This is a genomic window from Polaribacter sp. KT 15, assembly GCF_900143115.1.
In the GTDB taxonomy this organism is placed as follows: Bacteria; Bacteroidota; Bacteroidia; order Flavobacteriales; family Flavobacteriaceae; genus Polaribacter; species Polaribacter marinaquae.
The window spans coordinates 2,593,022-2,611,382 of the sequence record NZ_LT670850.1; the positions used below are offsets into that span (position 1 = coordinate 2,593,022).

18 protein-coding genes are annotated in these 18,361 nt (G+C 28.9%); 6 read left to right on the top strand and 12 right to left on the bottom strand.

Annotation, left to right across the window (positions count from 1 at the left end; genetic code table 11):
- Positions 1–214: 214 nt before the first annotated feature.
- From B5464_RS11525 to B5464_RS11540, 4 genes are all read left to right on the top strand, one after another.
- On the top strand, positions 215–2,083 hold the full coding sequence (locus B5464_RS11525) for a sodium:solute symporter (protein WP_079738474.1): 1,869 nt from the start codon (positions 215–217) through the stop codon (positions 2,081–2,083).
- Positions 2,073–3,050 (top strand): Gfo/Idh/MocA family protein, encoded by a 978-nt coding sequence (locus B5464_RS11530; protein WP_079738475.1) that lies wholly within the window; start codon positions 2,073–2,075, stop codon positions 3,048–3,050. The genes B5464_RS11525 and B5464_RS11530 overlap by 11 nt, the downstream gene beginning before the upstream one ends.
- Positions 3,051–3,218: 168 nt before the next feature.
- Entirely contained in the window at positions 3,219–5,672 is a 2,454-nt protein-coding gene (lon, locus tag B5464_RS11535) for an endopeptidase La (protein WP_079738476.1), read from the top strand.
- Positions 5,673–5,820: 148 nt separating this feature from the next.
- Positions 5,821–6,417 carry an MCP four helix bundle domain-containing protein gene (locus tag B5464_RS11540; RefSeq protein WP_079738477.1) on the top strand — a complete coding sequence of 199 codons (597 nt, stop codon included), beginning with the start codon at positions 5,821–5,823 and terminating at the stop codon, positions 6,415–6,417.
- Positions 6,418–6,463: 46 nt separating this feature from the next.
- On the opposite strand, the gene B5464_RS11545 is transcribed toward B5464_RS11540, so the two are convergent.
- Together B5464_RS11545 and B5464_RS11550 are read right to left on the bottom strand one after the other, a co-directional pair.
- Complete coding sequence (locus B5464_RS11545) at positions 6,464–7,012, bottom strand: acyl-CoA thioesterase (protein WP_077808876.1); 549 nt, start codon at positions 7,010–7,012, stop codon at positions 6,464–6,466.
- 7 nt (positions 7,013–7,019) lie between these two features.
- Positions 7,020–7,391: a 6-phosphogluconate dehydrogenase gene (locus B5464_RS11550; RefSeq protein ID WP_077808877.1), complete on the bottom strand. Its 372-nt coding sequence runs from the start codon at positions 7,389–7,391 to the stop codon at positions 7,020–7,022.
- 147 nt (positions 7,392–7,538) lie between these two features.
- Between B5464_RS11550 and B5464_RS11555 the strand changes: the two genes are divergently transcribed.
- Positions 7,539–8,714, top strand: a complete 1,176-nt coding sequence (locus tag B5464_RS11555) for a GlmU family protein (RefSeq protein ID WP_079738478.1) — start codon at positions 7,539–7,541, stop codon at positions 8,712–8,714.
- A 72-nt stretch (positions 8,715–8,786) separates the two neighbouring features.
- On the opposite strand, the gene B5464_RS11560 is transcribed toward B5464_RS11555, so the two are convergent.
- From B5464_RS11560 to arsB, 6 genes are all read right to left on the bottom strand, one after another.
- The gene (locus B5464_RS11560; protein ID WP_079738479.1) at positions 8,787–9,521 is read right to left on the bottom strand and encodes a head GIN domain-containing protein; all 735 of its coding nucleotides are present in this window, start codon (positions 9,519–9,521) and stop codon (positions 8,787–8,789) included.
- 30 nt (positions 9,522–9,551) lie between these two features.
- Complete coding sequence (locus tag B5464_RS11565) at positions 9,552–10,631, bottom strand: hypothetical protein (protein WP_079738480.1); 1,080 nt, start codon at positions 10,629–10,631, stop codon at positions 9,552–9,554.
- A complete protein-coding gene (locus B5464_RS11570) occupies positions 10,615–11,136 on the bottom strand; it encodes a hypothetical protein (RefSeq protein ID WP_079738481.1) in 522 nt (173 codons plus the stop codon). The genes B5464_RS11565 and B5464_RS11570 overlap by 17 nt, the downstream gene beginning before the upstream one ends.
- Positions 11,126–11,692, bottom strand: coding sequence for an RNA polymerase sigma factor (locus B5464_RS11575; RefSeq protein ID WP_154066965.1), 567 nt, complete (start codon positions 11,690–11,692; stop codon positions 11,126–11,128). The genes B5464_RS11570 and B5464_RS11575 overlap by 11 nt, the downstream gene beginning before the upstream one ends.
- A 196-nt stretch (positions 11,693–11,888) precedes the next feature.
- The gene (locus B5464_RS11580; RefSeq protein WP_079738482.1) at positions 11,889–12,737 is read right to left on the bottom strand and encodes a DUF2911 domain-containing protein; all 849 of its coding nucleotides are present in this window, start codon (positions 12,735–12,737) and stop codon (positions 11,889–11,891) included.
- 125 nt (positions 12,738–12,862) lie between these two features.
- Positions 12,863–13,909, bottom strand: coding sequence for an ACR3 family arsenite efflux transporter (arsB, locus tag B5464_RS11585; RefSeq protein ID WP_079738483.1), 1,047 nt, complete (start codon positions 13,907–13,909; stop codon positions 12,863–12,865).
- A gap of 185 nt (positions 13,910–14,094) precedes the next feature.
- On the opposite strand from arsB, the gene B5464_RS11590 reads away from it, so the two are divergent.
- Positions 14,095–14,856, top strand: a complete 762-nt coding sequence (locus B5464_RS11590) for an NAD(P)H-binding protein (RefSeq protein WP_079738484.1) — start codon at positions 14,095–14,097, stop codon at positions 14,854–14,856.
- A 2-nt stretch (positions 14,857–14,858) separates the two neighbouring features.
- On the opposite strand, the gene gldG is transcribed toward B5464_RS11590, so the two are convergent.
- The 4 genes from gldG to B5464_RS11610 are packed head-to-tail and all read right to left on the bottom strand — an operon-like array spanning position 14,859 to position 18,352.
- Positions 14,859–16,502 (bottom strand): gliding motility-associated ABC transporter substrate-binding protein GldG, encoded by a 1,644-nt coding sequence (gene gldG / locus B5464_RS11595; RefSeq protein WP_079738485.1) that lies wholly within the window; start codon positions 16,500–16,502, stop codon positions 14,859–14,861.
- Positions 16,495–17,211 carry a gliding motility-associated ABC transporter permease subunit GldF gene (gene gldF / locus B5464_RS11600; RefSeq protein ID WP_079738486.1) on the bottom strand — a complete coding sequence of 239 codons (717 nt, stop codon included), beginning with the start codon at positions 17,209–17,211 and terminating at the stop codon, positions 16,495–16,497. Before gldF ends, gldG begins: the two co-directional genes overlap by 8 nt.
- Position 17,212: 1 nt before the next feature.
- Positions 17,213–17,743: a GNAT family N-acetyltransferase gene (locus B5464_RS11605; RefSeq protein WP_079738487.1), complete on the bottom strand. Its 531-nt coding sequence runs from the start codon at positions 17,741–17,743 to the stop codon at positions 17,213–17,215.
- Positions 17,744–17,746: 3 nt separating this feature from the next.
- Positions 17,747–18,352, bottom strand: a complete 606-nt coding sequence (locus tag B5464_RS11610) for an outer membrane protein (RefSeq protein WP_079738488.1) — start codon at positions 18,350–18,352, stop codon at positions 17,747–17,749.
- Positions 18,353–18,361 lie beyond the last annotated feature (9 nt).

Below are 18,361 nucleotides of genomic sequence, written 5' to 3' on the forward strand. Positions count from 1 at the left end.
GTTAGCAAAGAAATCTAGCCCTGATTGAGCGGTTTGTTTGAGCTCGTTGAGGTACGAAACAGCGAGTAGCGAAAGCAGGAAATTGCTTCAAAAAAAAATAATAATGAAACAACAAAAATATACCTGGAAAAAAGAATATTCGTTGGTGTTAATTGCCAATGTTATTTACATAATTGCATTTTATTTTATCACTAATTATTTTACAGTTTAGTTTATGGAGATTGAAAGTAAATTACACGCCATAGATTGGATTGTTTTATCTGTAACTCTAATTTCTATTGTTGCTTACGGTACATATGTTACAAGAAAAAATGCAAATGTAACCGACTATATTAAAGGCGGAAATGACACTAAATGGTGGACAATAGGTTTGTCTGTAATGGCAACGCAAGCAAGCGCAATAACTTTTTTATCTACACCAGGGCAAGCTTTTAATAGCGGAATGGGTTTTGTGCAATTTTATTTTGGATTGCCAATTGCCATGATAATTATTTGTTTGGTTTTTATACCAATTTACCATAAACTAAAAGTTTATACAGCATACGAGTTTTTAGAAGGTAGATTCGATTTAAAAACAAGAAGTTTGGCTTCTGTTCTATTTTTAATTCAGCGTGGTTTGGCTGCAGGAATTACCATTTTTGCACCAGCAATTATTTTAAGTGCGGTTTTAGGTTGGAATTTACTAACCTTAAACATTATTATAGGATTTTTAGTGATAATTTACACCGTTTCTGGTGGTACAAAAGCTGTAAATGTTACGCAAAAGCAACAAATGATAATTATTTTTATAGGAATGTTAATTGCATTTTTTATGATAATGAGTCAGCTGCCGGCAAATATTACGTTTACAAATGCATTAGAAATTGCGGGTGCAAGTAATAAAATGCAGGTGCTAGATTTTTCTTCGGATTTAAGCAATCGTTATACAATTTGGACAGGAATTTTAGGTGGAACATTTTTAATGCTTTCTTATTTTGGTACAGATCAAAGTCAAGTACAACGTTATTTGTCGGGTAAATCGGTTAGAGAAAGTCAGTTGGGTTTAATTTTTAACGGCTTATTAAAAGTGCCAATGCAGTTTTTTATCTTATTAATTGGTGTAATGGTTTTTGTTTTTTATCAATTTAATCCATCGCCATTAAATTTTAATCCCAATGTTAATGACGCTGTAACTAATTCTAAGTATCAACAAGAATACAAAGCTTTAGAAAACGAACATATAGCAATAGAAAATACTAAAAAAATAATTTTTGCTGATGGTTTTCAAGCAGATGAAAAAGAGGAAATTCAATCTTTAAATGCGAAAGATTTGGCATTAAAAGCATCATCAAAAGATGTTATTAAAAAGATTAATGATCAAATTGAAACCAACGATAAAGATTATGTATTTATCCATTTTATATTAAATAATTTACCAAGAGGCTTAATTGGGCTTTTATTGGCTGTAATTTTATCTGCTGCAATGTCTTCTACAGCATCAGAATTAAATGCACTTGCAAGTACAACCACCATAGATTTATACAAAAGAAATGTAAGTAAAAATAAGAGCGAAGAACATTATGTAAAAGCATCGAAATGGTTTACACTAGCTTGGGGTTTAATTGCAATATCCGTTGCATGTGTTGCCAATTTATTCGATAATTTAATACAGTTAGTAAATATTATTGGTTCTATTTTCTACGGAAATGTCTTGGGTATTTTCTTATTAGCTTTTTTCTTTAAAAAAGTAAACGGAAATGCAGTTTTTAAGGCTGCTGTAATTACTCAGATTTTAATTTGTTCTATTTATTATTTCGGAATTTACAAATTAGAAGCTGCAGGTTTAGAACCTATTATTAGCTATTTATGGTTAAATTTTATAGGTTGTATTTTGGTGTTGTTCTTTTCTTTGTTTTTTGTTTTTAATGCAATAAACAAAGAAAGTAAAGTAATTTTATTGATTACTTCTTTAGCAATTTTTAAAATTTCTTATGATATTTTAAACGATGTGTCGTTAAGTATTACGCATGTAGTTACGCTAATTGTACTCTTCTTTTTCTTAGGATTTTTTAATATTGATAAAACTGCATTGGATGAAAAATAAAATTATTAAATGGGGAATTATTGGCCCTGGAAAAATAGCAAACAAATTTGCAACAGATTTAGCAAAAGTTGAAGACGCAGAATTAGTAGCTGTGGCATCTAGAAGTCAAGAAAAAGCGAATGAGTTTTCTAAGAAGTTTAATGCTAAAAAAGCATACAATTCTTATTTAGAATTAGCCCAAGACGATGCCATAGACGCTGTTTATATTGCAACGCCGCATAGTTTTCATAAAGAACATGCAATACTTTGTTTACAAAATAAAAAGGCGGTTTTGTGTGAAAAACCTTTTGCAATGAACTTGCAAGAGGTAGAAACTATGATTTCTGTGGCTAAAGAGCATAATGTTTTGCTAATGGAAGGCTTATGGACTAGCTTTTTACCGCACTATAAATATGTTTTAGATATTGTTAAAACTGAAAAATTCGGAAAATTGGATCACTTAGAAGCAGATTTTGGTTTTCATCCGAAGTACAACTTAGAAAGTAGGGTTTTTAAAAAAGAAGTTGGCGGAGGAAGTTTGTTGGATATAGGAATTTACCCTGTATTTGCTGCATTATCTAGTTTGGGTACGCCAGATAATTTTACTGCGGATGCTACTTTTTTTGAGAATGGAGCAGATGCGGAATGCTATATGACTTTTAATTATAAAAATGCAAAGGCATCTTTAAAAAGTACTTTCTTAGAAGAAACACCAACAGAAGCAATTTTTACATTCGACAAAGCCATTGTTAAAATAAACACGCGTTTTCACGAGCCTACAACTGTAAGTGTTTTTGTAGATGATAAAGAAGATGTTATCGATTTTAATTACAATACCATTGGTTTTAATTTCGAGATAGAACACTTTAATCAGCTTTTAAGAGAAGGGAAAAAGCAAAGTGATATTATGACTTTTGATTTTTCTAAAACTTTAATTAAAACCTTAGATGATGTTCGAAATACAATTGGTTTAACTTACAAATCGTAGTAGTTTTTAAAGTGCAAATATCCTTTGGCACAACAATTGACTTTTATAAGTTGAAAAAGCAATGTTTTTATTTTTAAAATATTGATTTTCAGTTAATTATTAATAAGAAATTTGATATTTGTTTTTAGTTAAATAAAAATAAATGTCAGTATGACAGATATATAGAAGATGAGCAAACCAAAAGTAGTTAGAATAGACAATTTGTCGCTTAATAGCATGTTAAATGAAGACTCAGAATTGATTCCTTTAATGACGCCAGAAGATGAAGAAATTATAAATAATGAGAGTGTTCCAGAAATTTTACCAATATTACCTTTAAGAAACACTGTTTTATTTCCAGGAGTTGTAATTCCTATTACAGCAGGTAGAGATAAATCGATTCAGTTAATTAAAGATGCAAATAAAGGTGATAAAGTTATTGGTGTTGTTGCACAACGTAATGAAGATGTAGAAGAACCAGGTTTAAAAGATATTCATACAACAGGTGTTGTTGCACAAATTTTACGCGTTTTAAAAATGCCAGATGGTAATACAACCGTTATTATTCAAGGTAAAAAACGTTTTGAAATTGACACAATAATAGAAGAAAAACCATATTTAAAAGCAACTGTAAAAGAAGCGATTGAAGATAAGGAAGTAGATGATGTAAAGGAATTTAACGCAATAATAGACGGTATTAAAGAGCAAGCATTAGAGGTTATTAAAGAAAACCCAATGTTGCCATCAGAAGCATCTTTTGCAATAAAAAATATCAAATCTAATTCGTTTTTGGTAAACTTTATTTCCTCTAACATGGATTTAACGGTTGCACAAAAACAAGTTATTTTAGAAAAGGACAATCTTAAAGAACGTGCTTTATTAGCTTTAAAAAACCTTAATAAAGAACTTCAGAAATTAAAATTACGTAATGATATTCAATCTAAAACAAGAGAAGATTTAGATCAACAACAAAGAGAATATTATTTACATCAGCAATTAAAAACCATTCAAGAAGAATTAGGTGGCGCTTCTAATGATCAAGAATTAGAAGAAATGCGTAAGCAAGCTAAAACTAAAAAATGGTCTAAAGAAGTTGCAGATACGTTTGAGAAAGAAATCAATCGTTTAAAACGAATGAATCCGCAGGCGGCAGAATATGGCGTTCAAAGAAGTTATTTAGAATTACTGTTAGAATTGCCATGGGGAATTTATTCTGAAGATAAATTCGATTTAAAACATGCAACCAAAGTTTTAGACAGAGATCATTTTGGTTTAGAAAAAGTTAAAGAAAGAATTATAGAGCATTTGGCTGTTTTAAAGTTAAGAGGAGATATGAAGTCTCCAATTATCTGTCTATACGGACCTCCAGGAGTTGGTAAAACTTCTTTAGGAAAATCTATTGCAGAAGCTTTAGGTAGAAAGTATGTTAGAATGTCTTTAGGTGGTTTAAGAGATGAAGCCGAAATTAGAGGTCATAGAAAAACATATATCGGTGCAATGCCAGGTCGTTTGATTCAGAATTTAAAGAAATCAGGAACTTCGAATCCGGTATTTGTTTTAGATGAAATTGATAAGCTAGGGCAAAGTCATCAAGGGGATCCTTCTTCTGCAATGTTAGAAGTATTAGATCCAGAGCAGAATGAATCTTTTTATGATAATTACTTAGAAGTAGGTTATGATTTGTCTAAAATTCTATTTATTGCTACAGCAAATAATATTGGTCAAATTCCGTGGGCTTTAAGAGATAGAATGGAATTGATTAATGTTACAGGTTATACAATAGAAGAAAAAGTAGAAATTGCAAAAAGACATTTACTACCAAAGCAATTAAAAGAGCACGGTTTAACTACTAAAGATTTAAAACTTGGTAAAAAGCAATTAGAACAAATTGTAGAAGGTTATACAAGAGAATCTGGTGTAAGAGGACTAGAGAAAAAAGTTGCTAAAGTGGTACGTTTTGCTGCAAAATCAATTGCTCTAGAAGAAACATATGATATTGCTTTATCATCAGAAAAAATTGAAGAAATTTTAGGTACACCAAGAAATCGCGATAAATTTGAAAACAATGATGTTGCAGGTGTTGTTACAGGTTTGGCTTGGACACAAGTTGGTGGAGATATCTTATTTATAGAATCTATTTTATCTAAAGGAAAAGGAAACCTTTCTATTACTGGTAATTTAGGAAATGTAATGAAAGAGTCTGCTACAATTGCTTTGCAGTATATAAAGTCTAATGCAGAAGAATTTGGAATTAAACCAGAAATTTTAGAAAAATACAATGTACATGTGCACGTACCAGAAGGGGCAACGCCAAAAGACGGGCCAAGTGCAGGTATTACAATGTTAACATCGTTAATTTCTTCTTATACACAACGCAAAGTAAAAAACAAGTTAGCCATGACTGGTGAAATAACTTTAAGAGGAAAAGTGTTGCCTGTTGGCGGAATTAAAGAAAAAATATTAGCAGCTAAAAGGGCTAATATTAAAGAGATAATTTTATGTGAAGACAACAGAAAAGATATCTTAGAAATAAAAGAAAGCTATCTAAAAGGCTTAACATTTCATTATGTTTCTGATATGAAACAAGTAATAGAAATAGCGCTTACAAAACAGAAAGTAAGTAATGCTAAAAAGTTAGTTTAGTAAAAAAAGCCTCTCTATTTTAGAGAGGCTTTTTTTATAATTATCTTCTTGTTATCTATTTGTTTAGGGTTAATAACATGTTAAAAATCTATGATATTTTAGGGTGTTTTTTTATATTTGAGTTATCAGTTTATAAAAAATACAAGCTATGTCATTCTATAATAAAGTAAAATGGGTTTTGGGTATTCTAATGGTTTTTGTGCTAATTGTTGCAACTAATCTAATAGATAGAAATAATTTTTTACGTGTTAAAGATTCTGTGGTTACGATTTATGAAGACAGACTTGTTGTAAATGATTTGATTTTTGAAATGTCTATAGCTATGCAAGAAAAAGAATTGGCAGCAATAAAAGCAGACAAGGATTTTTTCTTATCAGAAAACAATAAAATTAACGAAGATTTACAGAATTTTATTTTAAAGTACGAACAAACAAAATTAACTGCCAAAGAGGTAAAAGTGTTCAATGAATTTAAGCAAAATTTTGAAAAAGTTAAAGTAGCTGAAAGAGATTTTATCGCCTCTAAATTTGATAATGTTAAAGGTCTTGAAAACGAACTTTTAAAAGTTAAAAAGAATTTATACCAATTATCTAAAATTCAATTAAACGAAGGAGGCAGGCAAATGTCTATAAGTAAAAAGGCAATTGATACTGTAGAGTTGTTTACTCAATTAGAAATCTATATTCTAATTTTTTTAGCAATTGTTATTCAAATAATTGTTATTTACCAACCTAAAAAAGAGTGATTTTATTTTTTTTAGAAAATGTTGATTAAAAAACAAGTTTTAATACCTAATCTTTCAATTCTATTTTAGAGTTACTTTGTGCTAATAATTCTAAATAATCTTCCGTTTTAAAAGAATTAGTACTAAATCTAGAAGTTCTATTTCTACCTTCTTTCTGACGAATTATAGATCTTGCATACCGTCTAATTTCGTCTTTACAAGTTAAAATAATACCAGGAACCGGTGTGCTTTTGCCGTTTTCGTCTTTTGCTACCATTGTAAAATAAGAAGAATTACAATGTTTTTTTTCTCCGGTTCTAATGTTTTCAGATTCTACACGTAAACCAACAACCATAGAAGTTCTACCTGTATAATTTACAGATGCTTTAAGTGTAAGTAGCTCACCAACCTCTATAGGATTTAAAAAATCTACTTTATTTACAGATGCAGTTACACAATAATTACTAGAATGTTTAGAAGCACAAGCAAATGCAATTTGATCCATAAGGTTTAGAATATGACCACCATGAATTTTTCCACTAAAATTAGAGTGCGAAGGCAACATTAACTCGGTTATTGTTAATTGCGATTCTTCTATACTTTTAAATTTTTTCATCTTATTATTAATTTTTTCCTCTAAAATGTGGTGAATCTTCTCTTGTGACTTCGGTAATAAAATATTTGGTATCGCCCAACCAAAAGAAAGATGTATAACGTTCTTTGTAAGATAGTTTTACATATTTTCCTTGATGTTTTTGTAAATCTTCAATAACTTTTTTGTTTTTATCTTCAACAGAAAAAGCAAAAATTTGCGCTCCAGAAATTCCTTGACTAATTTCTCCTTCCCAAGTTTTTACAAGAACACCTTTTCTACTAATTTTTATCAGCTCTCCAGATCTTACACCTGTACTATAAGTTACAAAGTAGATAAAAACATAATATAATACAGTAAGTATTATTGCACTAGTTATTAAAACGCCTAAAATTTTTTTCATAAATCAAAAATACAAATCTAAATTTTAGTAATTATTAATTTTTAAAGGATTTTATGATAAACAAGCTTTATATAGTCGTGATTTATAAGAATCAGTTTTTTTTGTAATCTATTTACAGTAAATTTGTGTACTTCAAAAAAAAGCAAAATGAACTACATTTTATTTGATAGTGATGCAAGACAATCATTATTGCCATTTACATATACAAGACCTGTTGCAGACATAAGAATAGGAATTTTAACCATTAGAGAAAAATGGGAAAAACACTTAGGTTTAACTACAACAACAATAACAGAAGAGTATTTAGAAGAAAAATTTCCGATGGTAGAAATGGAAAAAAACATTTTAATTAATGCTTCTTTTTGTCCTACGGAATCGTTAGTAGAAAAAATTAAAAATCTTTCTGAAAACGAAGCAATTTTTAAGGGTGATAATGTAATTGCATTTTACACTACAGATTCGCAAGAAGAGGTAGATTTTGAACAATACACTCAAATAGATTTTGATGAAGATGTAATTCAGGTTAAAAACACTTGGGATATTTTTACCTTTAATGGTGAAGCTATTAAGCAAGATTTTAAATTGCTTACAGAAGGGAAAACTTCTGCGCCAATTCCAGAAGGAGTGCAAGTTTTAAATAAAGAAAATGTTTTTATAGAAGAAGGAGCTAAAGTTGTTTTTGCTACTTTAAATGCCTCTGAAGGGCCAATTTATATTGGTAAAGATGCTTTGGTTATGGAAAGTTCTAATATTAGAGGTCCTTTTGCAATGTGTAATAATGCGGTTGTAAAAATGGGCGCAAAAATTTATAAAGACACTACAATTGGTCCTTTTTCTAAAATAGGAGGTGAGGTTAGTAACTCTGTTATATTTGGATATTCTAGTAAAGGGCACGATGGATATTTAGGAAATTCTGTTTTAGGAGAATGGTGTAATTTAGGTGCAGATACCAACAACTCTAACCTTAAGAATAATTATGCAGAAGTTAAACTTTGGAGCTATGAAACAAATCGTTTTGCGAAAACAGGTTTACAATTCTGCGGATTAATGATGGGAGATCATTCTAAATGCGGAATTAACACAATGTTTAATACAGGAACCGTTATTGGTGTAAGCGCAAATATATTTGGTAGTGGTTTCCCTAGAAATTTTGTACCTTCTTTTAGTTGGGGTGGTGCTGCTGGTTTTACAACATTTCAAATGAAAAAAGTGTATGAAGTAGTAACTGCTGTTATGAAAAGAAGAAGCTTAGTTTTTGATGAAAAAGATCAGAAAATATTAGATCATATTTTTGAAGAAACTAAACAATACAGAAATTATTAAGTATAAAAATAGATTGATAAAAACGCCAAAATGAATTCTCATTTTGGCGTTTTTTATATGTAAAAATAATTATTAATTTCTGTCGACAATGCTACCAGAACCAACAGATTTACTATCAATATGTTTTGGGTTTCCTTTATAGTAAATACTACCAGAACCAACTAATTTTGCTTTAATTTTGTTTTTAACAGTAATTTTTATGCTACCAGAACCTGCAATTGTTGCAGAAAATTCATCTGTGCTTAAATCATAAGCTCTAATACTACCAGAACCTGCAATTGCACACTTTAATTCTTCTGTATTTCCTTTTAAATCAATATTACCAGAACCACCAATATTTGTATTTACATCATCAGAATTTATTTTTAAATTGATATTACCAGAACCACCTAAACTAACATTTAAATTTTTAGATTTTATAACATCGTTACTAGTTACATTACCAGAACCACCTAAGGCAACACTTTCGATATCTGTAAAAGGTATAGTAACAGTTAATCTTTTTGTGGTTCTTATATTGGTGTTTTTTTTGTATTTAATTTTTAAAATTCCGTTGTTAATTTCTGTTTCTATATATGGTATTATATTTTCTTCACCTTCTATGGTGATGTTACCTTCTGTGCCTTTTACTAAAATTACATCGAAAGAGCCACCGGCAGCAATACCTCTATAATCATCAGTACTTCTTTTAACAGTTACAATATTTCCGTTTCCTTTAATTTTTTTATTTGTTCCCCACCAGTTTTGTGCGTTTGCAGAAAATGTTAGTGATAAGAATAAAAGAGCAAAAGCTATTTTTTTAGTCATGATTTTTGGTTTTATAGGTTGATTTGTTTTTTATTTTTCTTCAATTCTAACACTTCCGTATTGAGAATTGATATGTATGCTTGCGTTGGTGTTTGCTTTTCCGTATTTACCCTCGTAATATTTACTTGTAGTTTTAGAGATGCTTTTGTAAAACTCTATTTTATCATCATCTCTTTTAAAACCGCTGTATTGTAAGTCTATATTAAATAAAAAAGATATATTTGGTTCTACAGCAATTTTTATCCCGGTATATTGTCCTGTAATATCAATCTTTTCAAAACCTTTTTTAAGGTTCTTAATTGTTAAAGACCCATAATCTGTATTTACAGAAAGTTGTTTTCTTACGGTTCCGAAACGTAAAGCAACATAATCAGAATTACCATCAATATTTTCTACATCATTAACCGTAATCGAACCATAATCTAAATTAAAATCTACATTTTTAGATTTATCTAATTTAATTGTAGAATAGTCTGCATTTATTTTTAAGTTTTCTGATTTATCGATAGATAGTTTAGAATAATCTGCATTTACTTTACCATTTTGCATGTAAGCAATTGTAGATGATGAACAATAATCTAAATTAATGTCGTTATTTTTTGCTGATAATTCTCCGACAGAAATTTTTCCGTAATCGCAATTAATAACTGCGTTACCAGATAAGTTTCCTAAATAAATACTGCCATAATCGTTATCTAAATCTACAGCATTTGTTTTTGGCATTTTTACAATATAATTTATTTTATAATTGGTGTTTTTACTTTTACCCCACCAAGACCAATTGCTTTTCTTTTCTCCGAATACAGTTTCTGCTTCTACCATAGATTTTGAAGCGTTAAAATCTATTTTTATTGAATTTAATTTAGATTCTACTTCATCTAAATCATCACCTTTTACAGTAATTTTAACTTCAATTTCAACTGAATTTTTATCCCAAGTTGATATGTTTAAATCGCCATATTTATTGTTAATAAGAACTTTAGCGTTTTTGTTTACGGTGTAACTTTTAGATATTTTTTTTGTTCTTTCGTGTTTTTTATCATCAGTATTAGCGAAGGCAACTACTGGTATAAACATTAAAGAAAGTGCTATTTTATATATAAATTTCATTCTGAATATTATTTAAGTTTTTTAATTTATCTATTTGATCTAAAGTTCTTTCTAAAATATCTAGACGTCTTTGGTAGTTTTTAATCATTGCACTTATAACACGCCTTTGTTTACCATTTTTATTAAGATCTTTTATAAAAACTTTGTAATTGTCTTCTAGCTCTTCTAATTCTTCTAACGCATTTTCTATAATAGTTTCTGTGTCTAAATTTCTATTACTTTCTAAAGTTTTAATTTCTTGATTAATAGTAGAGACAAAATAATTTTGAACTTCTTCCATTTTAGGAGAAACATCTGCTAAATCTAATTGTCTTTTTTGATGATTGCTACCCAACCAAAAACCTAATACTAAAACAACAGAAGCAGCAACACTTAACCATTTCCAAGAGTTTTTCTTTTGTTTTGGATAGTTTAATTTTCTTTCAAATCGTTCTAAATGACCAGTGTTTGGTTCATTTAAATCAAAATTATTTTCAGAAAAAAATTGATGTAATTTATCTTCCATATACTTGTGTTTGTAAATTTTCTGCAAGTAAAACCTGCTTTAATTTTTTCTTCGCTCTAGAAACAGTTGTTCTTACATTTTCATTCGTGTATTCTAATATTTGCGAAATTTCTTCATAATCGTAACCTTCTATTAAATGTAAATTTAAAACTACTCTGTAATTCTCTTTTAAATTTTGAAGACAATTAAGCACAGTGCTAGCTTTAAATCCTCTGTAATCTATTGTTTCTTCTTCGACTTCATCATCAGTAACAACTTCCATTTTTACTTCTTGATATCTGTTGTTTTTCTTTAATTGTGTTAAACTTTTATTGATTACTATTCGTTTTAACCAAGCACCAAAAGTAACTTCACCTTTATACATTTTCATTTTTGTAAAAGCAGTTAAAAAAGCCTCTTGCATTAGATCTTCTGCTTCGAATTCATTTTTTAAAATACGATACGCTACATTATACATTGCTTTATAATAGCATTTGTACAATTCTAGCTGCGCATTTTTATCTTGCTTTTGGCAGCGCTCTAATAATTTGGTTATATGTGGTTGATTAGTTTCCAATAAAATGGTTCTATTCTATAGACAAAAAGCTTTTTAAAATGTGACACTTTCTAAGAAATAAAAGTAAACTTTTTTAAAAGAATACAATATTTAATGTTTTAATCGTTGATTTTCAATAATTTGTAATTTAAAAATTAACCAAAAAAAATCTCGAAACAAACGTTCGAGATTTTTTTATAAAGTATGTAAAGCAGTATTACATTGCTCCCCATTCTTTTAAAGAAGCCTTATTCATTTTTATGTAACCTGCATTTTTTGCTATCTCTGCATATTTTAAAGATTGTTTAGCAGCAGCAATTGCACTTTTCTTGTTTCCTGCTTTTGCATGAATTAAAGATTGTTTGCGTAAATACCAGAATTTAGGAGCATTTGCAGACATTGCAACCGCTTTATCAATCCAAGTTTTTGCTTTATTAATGTCTTTACCTGCTTCTAAATAATAAGATGCAGCTGCATACATATCATTTGCAGATGGTCCGCTCATCAATTTTTCTATATTTTTAGAAACCATTGCGTCAGTTGGAGTTTCAAACTTTAAACCAACATACGTGTTTTCCCACATAATACCGATTACTGCAGAATCATTTGTCAAATCATCAAAACTAATTGTAAATGTTTCAATTACCATTGGTATGTTTTGTGCGGCAACTGTTACTTTAGCAGCTACTTTAGTTTCATCCCATTTTGCAGGATTTCCCCAATTTGTTGCATCAGAATATAAAATGATATCCCAATTTTTTTGACCAGGAATTGTGTACAAAGCGTAGGTACCTTTATTTAATTTTTTTCCATTAATCATAAAATCAGTAGAAAACGTAACTTTCGTGTTTTCATTAGCTCCGGTTCTCCATACTTTTCCGTAGTCTTCTAAACCACCAAAAATCTTTCTACCTTTCATACTTGGTCTAGAATACTCAACAGTAACATCTGTTAAGCCAACAGCTTGCTCAATTTTTTGAAAAGGACTTGGTGCTGGAGTTTTTATTTGTGCATTTGAAGAAAAAGCAAAAGCAGCTACAAATAATGATAATATAATTTTTTTCATTTTATAAGTATTATTTAGTTTTTATAGTTTCAAAATTACAATTTCAAAAAAAGCGAAATGTTAATAAAAACTTAAAATAAGATGCTGTTGAAAAGTACATTTCAATCGCTTTTTAGCATATTTTTTTATGCTTTGCTTTTAGTAAAATATTTTTTTCTTAACCAAAAAGAAACACGCACCAATAGAATTAGAGCAGGAACTTCAACTAAAGGACCAATAACGCCTGTAAAAGCTTGACCAGAATTTAAGCCAAAAACTGCGATAGCAACCGCTATTGCTAATTCGAAATTATTACCTGCAGCGGTAAAAGCAACAGCTGTAGTTTTGTCATAATCTGCACCTGTAGCTTTTGTAAAAAAGAAGCCAATAATAAACATTAAACTAAAATAAATAAGTAACGGAATAGCAATTATTAAAACATCCATTGGTATTTGAACGATTAATTCTCCTTTTAAAGAAAACATAACAATAATTGTAAATAATAGCGCAATTAAGGTGATTGGAGAAATTGTTGGAATAAATTTATTGGTATACCATTCTTCTCCTTTTAACTTTACTAAAATTAATCTACTTAAAATTCCTAATAAAAAAGGTATTCCCAAATAAATGGCAACGCTTTCTGCAATTGTACCAATAGAAATGTCAACTATTGCACCTTCAAAACCAAAATAAGGAGGCAATACAGTTATAAATAACCAAGCATAAAAACTATAAGCAAATACTTGAAAAATACTATTTAAGGCAACCAATCCTGCTCCATATTCGCTACTACCTTCGGCAAGATCATTCCAAACTAACACCATTGCAATACATCTTGCCAATCCTATTAGAATTATACCAACCATATATTCTGGATAATCGCTTAAGAATACAATAGCCAAAATAAACATTAACACCGGACCAATTATCCAATTTAAAATTAAAGAAATAGATAGTATTTTAATATTTCTAAATACTTTAGGTAAAAGTGCATAATTTACCTTTGCTAATGGTGGATACATCATTAAAATTAAACCAATAGCAATTGGAATATTAGTAGTGCCACTGCTAAAAGAGTCTATAAAATCTGGAAATGTAGGTATAAAGTATCCTAAACCAACACCTATAGCCATTGCTATAAAAATCCATAAGGTTAAGTTTCTATCTAAAAAACTAAGCTTTTTTTTAGTCATTTTTTAATCGAATTTAAAGTTTGTAAGCGTGTAAATAGTTACTGTTGTTATTATATTTTGTTATATTGCAATATTACGATTAATATTGTAGGTTTTAAACTTATTTTATTTATTTACTAATTAAATTACATTAAGGAAACATTAAAAAGGATTTGTATTTTTGCTGAATAATAAATCTAGAGATAATGAAAAATGTTAGTATTCTTGGGTGTGGTTGGTTAGGGAAACCTTTAGCAGTTTCTTTTTTGGAAGAAGGATATTCTGTAAAAGGATCTACAACATCCGAAGAAAAAATAACAGATTTAGAGGCTTTAGATATAGAGTCTTATATCGTAAATATATCTGAATTCGAAGAGTTTGATACTTTTTTAAATACCGATATTTTAATTATTGCAATTACCTCAAAAGATATTTATGGTTTCGAAAATTTGATATCTCAAATTCAAAATTCTAGCGTTCAAAAAGTGATTTTTATAAGTTCTACTTCTGTTTATGACAGTTTAAATAAGGTGGTTACAGAAGAAGATGCAGTGTTAAATACACCGCTAACAGCTATCGAAAATTTATTTAGAGAAAATACTTTTTTCGAAACAACTATAATTCGTTTTGCTGGTTTATTTGGTGGCGAAAGACATCCTTCAAATTGGTTTAAAAATGGTAAAAAAATTCCGCAGCCAAAAGGTTTTGTAAACATGATTCATAGAGAAGATTGTATAGAAGTTATACATGAAATTGTAGCTCAAAATTGTTGGAATACTACTTTTAATGCTTGCTCTAATCATCATCCTACAAGAAGAGAATTTTATACAATAGCTAAATTAAGTAGAGATTTTGAAACGCCAGAATTTGAAAATAATGATGTTTATAAATGGAAAATTATTTCGTCAGAAAAACTACAAAAAACTTTAGATTATACTTTTATTCACGACGATTTACTATCTATATAAATCTATTTACTGTATTTCCTTTTTCTTAGAAAATTAAATGTAAGGCCAAAGGCAAACAATAAAATTAAAGGTAATATTAGGTTTAAAAATTGCCAAAAAGTTCTTTCTTTATAAGCTTTTTGTTTGTCTAACATTTTAATTTTTAAGTTTTTGTTTCTTAATTTTAACAAACCTGCGTCATCTAATAAGTAATCTACAGCATTTAGTAAGAAATCTTTGTTGCCAAATTGCTGATTCGTCCATTTATCTCTAGCCAAATCGTAAGGTTGTCCTTTCAAAATTTGATTTTTACCAATATCTCCATCAGAAATTACAATCATTTTACTTGGTTTTGATTGTTCTTTTAAGAGCGTTGTTTTAAAAGGTTTTACTCTATTTTTATATGCAGAATTAAAAGAACCTTCTAGTAAAACAGCAAATAACTGATGACCGCCTTTATAATCTGTTTCTATAACTTCATCAGCAATAGATTGCAACTCTATAATTTTAGGAGTTCCTACTTTTTGTGTTAATAAAGAACTAACCAATAAAGGTGTTTTTTTTATGTTGTTTTTAAGAGTGTCTATTTGGTTAGCAAATTGTAATCTAACCGGAGAAACGTTTTTGGTAATTGTGTGATTCGGATTACCGTTAACTAATGGATGGTAAAACCAATCTAGATTTTTAAACTGTGGTTGATTTGCAACTTGCCCTGTAGCAACCGGTATTTTTGCCGAGTATAAATCTTTTATCAAACTTGTGTTTATTCGAATTCCGTAAGAAAACAATAAATTTGTAAGACCTAAATCTCTTGGGTACGCTAGCATTTTACCTGAATTAGCCAAACTATCTTGATCTGCTTGCACATTATCAATCATCCATAAAGTTTTACCTCCGTTGGTAATAAACTGATCTAAAACAAACTTTTCTTTATCTGTAAATTTTACTGTAGGTTTTGCAATTATTGCCAAATCTAAATTAGTTAAATCTTGTAAAGTTTTGTTAGCATTACTTTCTACAGAATCTAAAGTGAATTTTGCTAATCGGTATTTTTTTGCAACCTCACTTAAAAAACTATACTGATAAATATCTTTTAATTCTCCGTTACCAGTAATTATACCTACTTTTTTCTGTGTTTTTAATTGAATAGTATGTATGGCATTTGTAAAACTATATTCTAAATTTTCAATAGCTTTTTGCAATTGTTCTTCTTGTGATGCTACAATGGCATTTGGTAATAATGATACAATGGTAGATTTAGAACCCAAACTAACTTCTGCCCACGGAAAAATAATAGCTTCCGACATTTTACCATCTTCTTCTACCGTTAGTTGACTAGGCATCATGCCTTTTTTTATCAAGGCTTCTCTTTGATTGTCTGGATTTTCGAAATTGATTTTTATTCTTGAATTTTCCGAAGACAATTCTTCTAAATATTGTTGAGTTTCTACTTGTAATCGTTTAAATTCTGATGGAAAATCTCCTTCTAAATAAACCGTTATAAATAAGTTTTTATCAACCTTAGCAATACTGCTTTTAGTGGTTTCTGATAAAGTGTATCTTTTGTCTTTTGTAATATCAAATCTTTTATAAAAAGACTGATTTAGTAGGTTGATGCTTATCAATAAAACAATTACAATCGATATGTTTTTTATAGATTTATTCATTTTCTAAACGGGTTTTTGTAATGAATAAAAAGAAAAATGTAATGCTTAAAAAGTAAATAATATCTCTACTATCTATAACGCCTCTAGATATACTTTTATAGTGCTCATTAATACCTAATTTCTTAATAACATAATTGTTGTCTAAAGAAACTGAAATGGCATCAAAACCATAAAAAAGTAAAAAAGTGATTAAAACACCTAATATAAATGCAACTATTTGGTTTTTTGATATGATAGATGTAAACAGGCCAATTGCAGTATAGGTTGCTGCTAAAAACAACAAACCGATGTAAGAACCAATGGTTGCACCAATATCTAAATTGCCAACAGAACTGCCTAATTGGTACACTGTGTATACATAAGTTAATGTTGGTAAAATAGCTATAATTACTAAAATTAAAGAAGCAGAAAATTTACCTAATACTATTTGCCAATTAGAAATTGGTTTCGTTTTTAGTAATTCTATGGTACCATTGCTAAATTCATCAGCAAAACTTTTCATGGTAATTGCAGTAATTAGAAATAAAAATACCCAAGGAGCTAAATAAAAAAACGGATTTAAATCTGCAAAACCAGCATTTAAAATATTAAAATCGTCTTTAAAAACCCACAAAAATAAGCCGTTAATTAATAAAAAGACGCCGATAACCAAATATGCTATCGGACTCGAAAAAAACGAATTGAATTCTTTTTTTAGTATTGCAATCATTCTATAATTTACTTTCTAATTTAAAGATTCTATTGTAATTAAATGTGCTACATTTTCGTTTTGGTAAAAAAACAAAACCATTTTTTTCTAATAACGCTATCGAAGCAATATTATTTTTATGCGTAAAAGCTTCTATGGTTGTTAATGCTAATTTATCAAATCCAAAGGTAATTACTTTTTGCAAAGCTTCAGTCATAATTCCTTTTTGCTGAAAGTTTGGCTTTAGTTTATAGCCGATTTCTGCGTATGTATCAACTTTAGAAATGTTATGTAACACAATACTGCCTATTACTTGATTTTGAAACTCAATTAACCAAAAGATTCTTTTATGCTGATCATATAAAGAATTACAAGAGTTTATAAATGCAGATGCTTCTTCTAAATTCTGAATTCTTTTTGTACCTACAAACTTATTAATTTCTTCACTAGACCTTAATTCTAAAACAACGGCAATATCTAAATCGGTAGCTTTTCTTAAAATTAATCTTTCGGTTTTTAAAACCGGATGTTCAGTGAAGTTAATAAAGTTCATGATTTATAAGAAAATTCCGAAACCGATAGAAGAATTAAATGAAGAAGCATGATAGGTGTAATCACCATTTGTAGTGTCGTTTTTTGTTTTATTATATTTTAAACTAAACTCTACACTTATTGTATCGTTAATGAAATAAGCAATGCCTGCACCAAATTCATAACCAAAAATGTTTGATTCATCAGTATAATTATAACTATCAAATGCATCGTAATAATTATTTTCGCTTTTGTTTTTACCAAATGAAACCTTTGCTTCTATAAAAGGCTTAAACTCTCCTTTTAAAAAATAATTTTTTAAAAAAGGTGTAAAAACAAAAGAGTTATTTTTGTAAGAATCGGAACCGTTTTCATAGGAGCTTTTAGAATAACTAAGCCCTAATTCAGTACCAATAACAAAATTATCCATAATAAAATATCCAACTTTCGGAGCAATTGAAAAATTAGTAGCTTTTGTATCTCTAGAATTATATCCATCATTTTCCGACCATATTTTTGCAGAACCGAAATTTAAATTACTAGAAGCTCCAATCATAAAACTCCCTTTTTCTGTTTGCGCGTTGATTGAAATTGTAATAAGTGTGATAAATAATAAAGCAATCTTTTTCATATAGTAAAT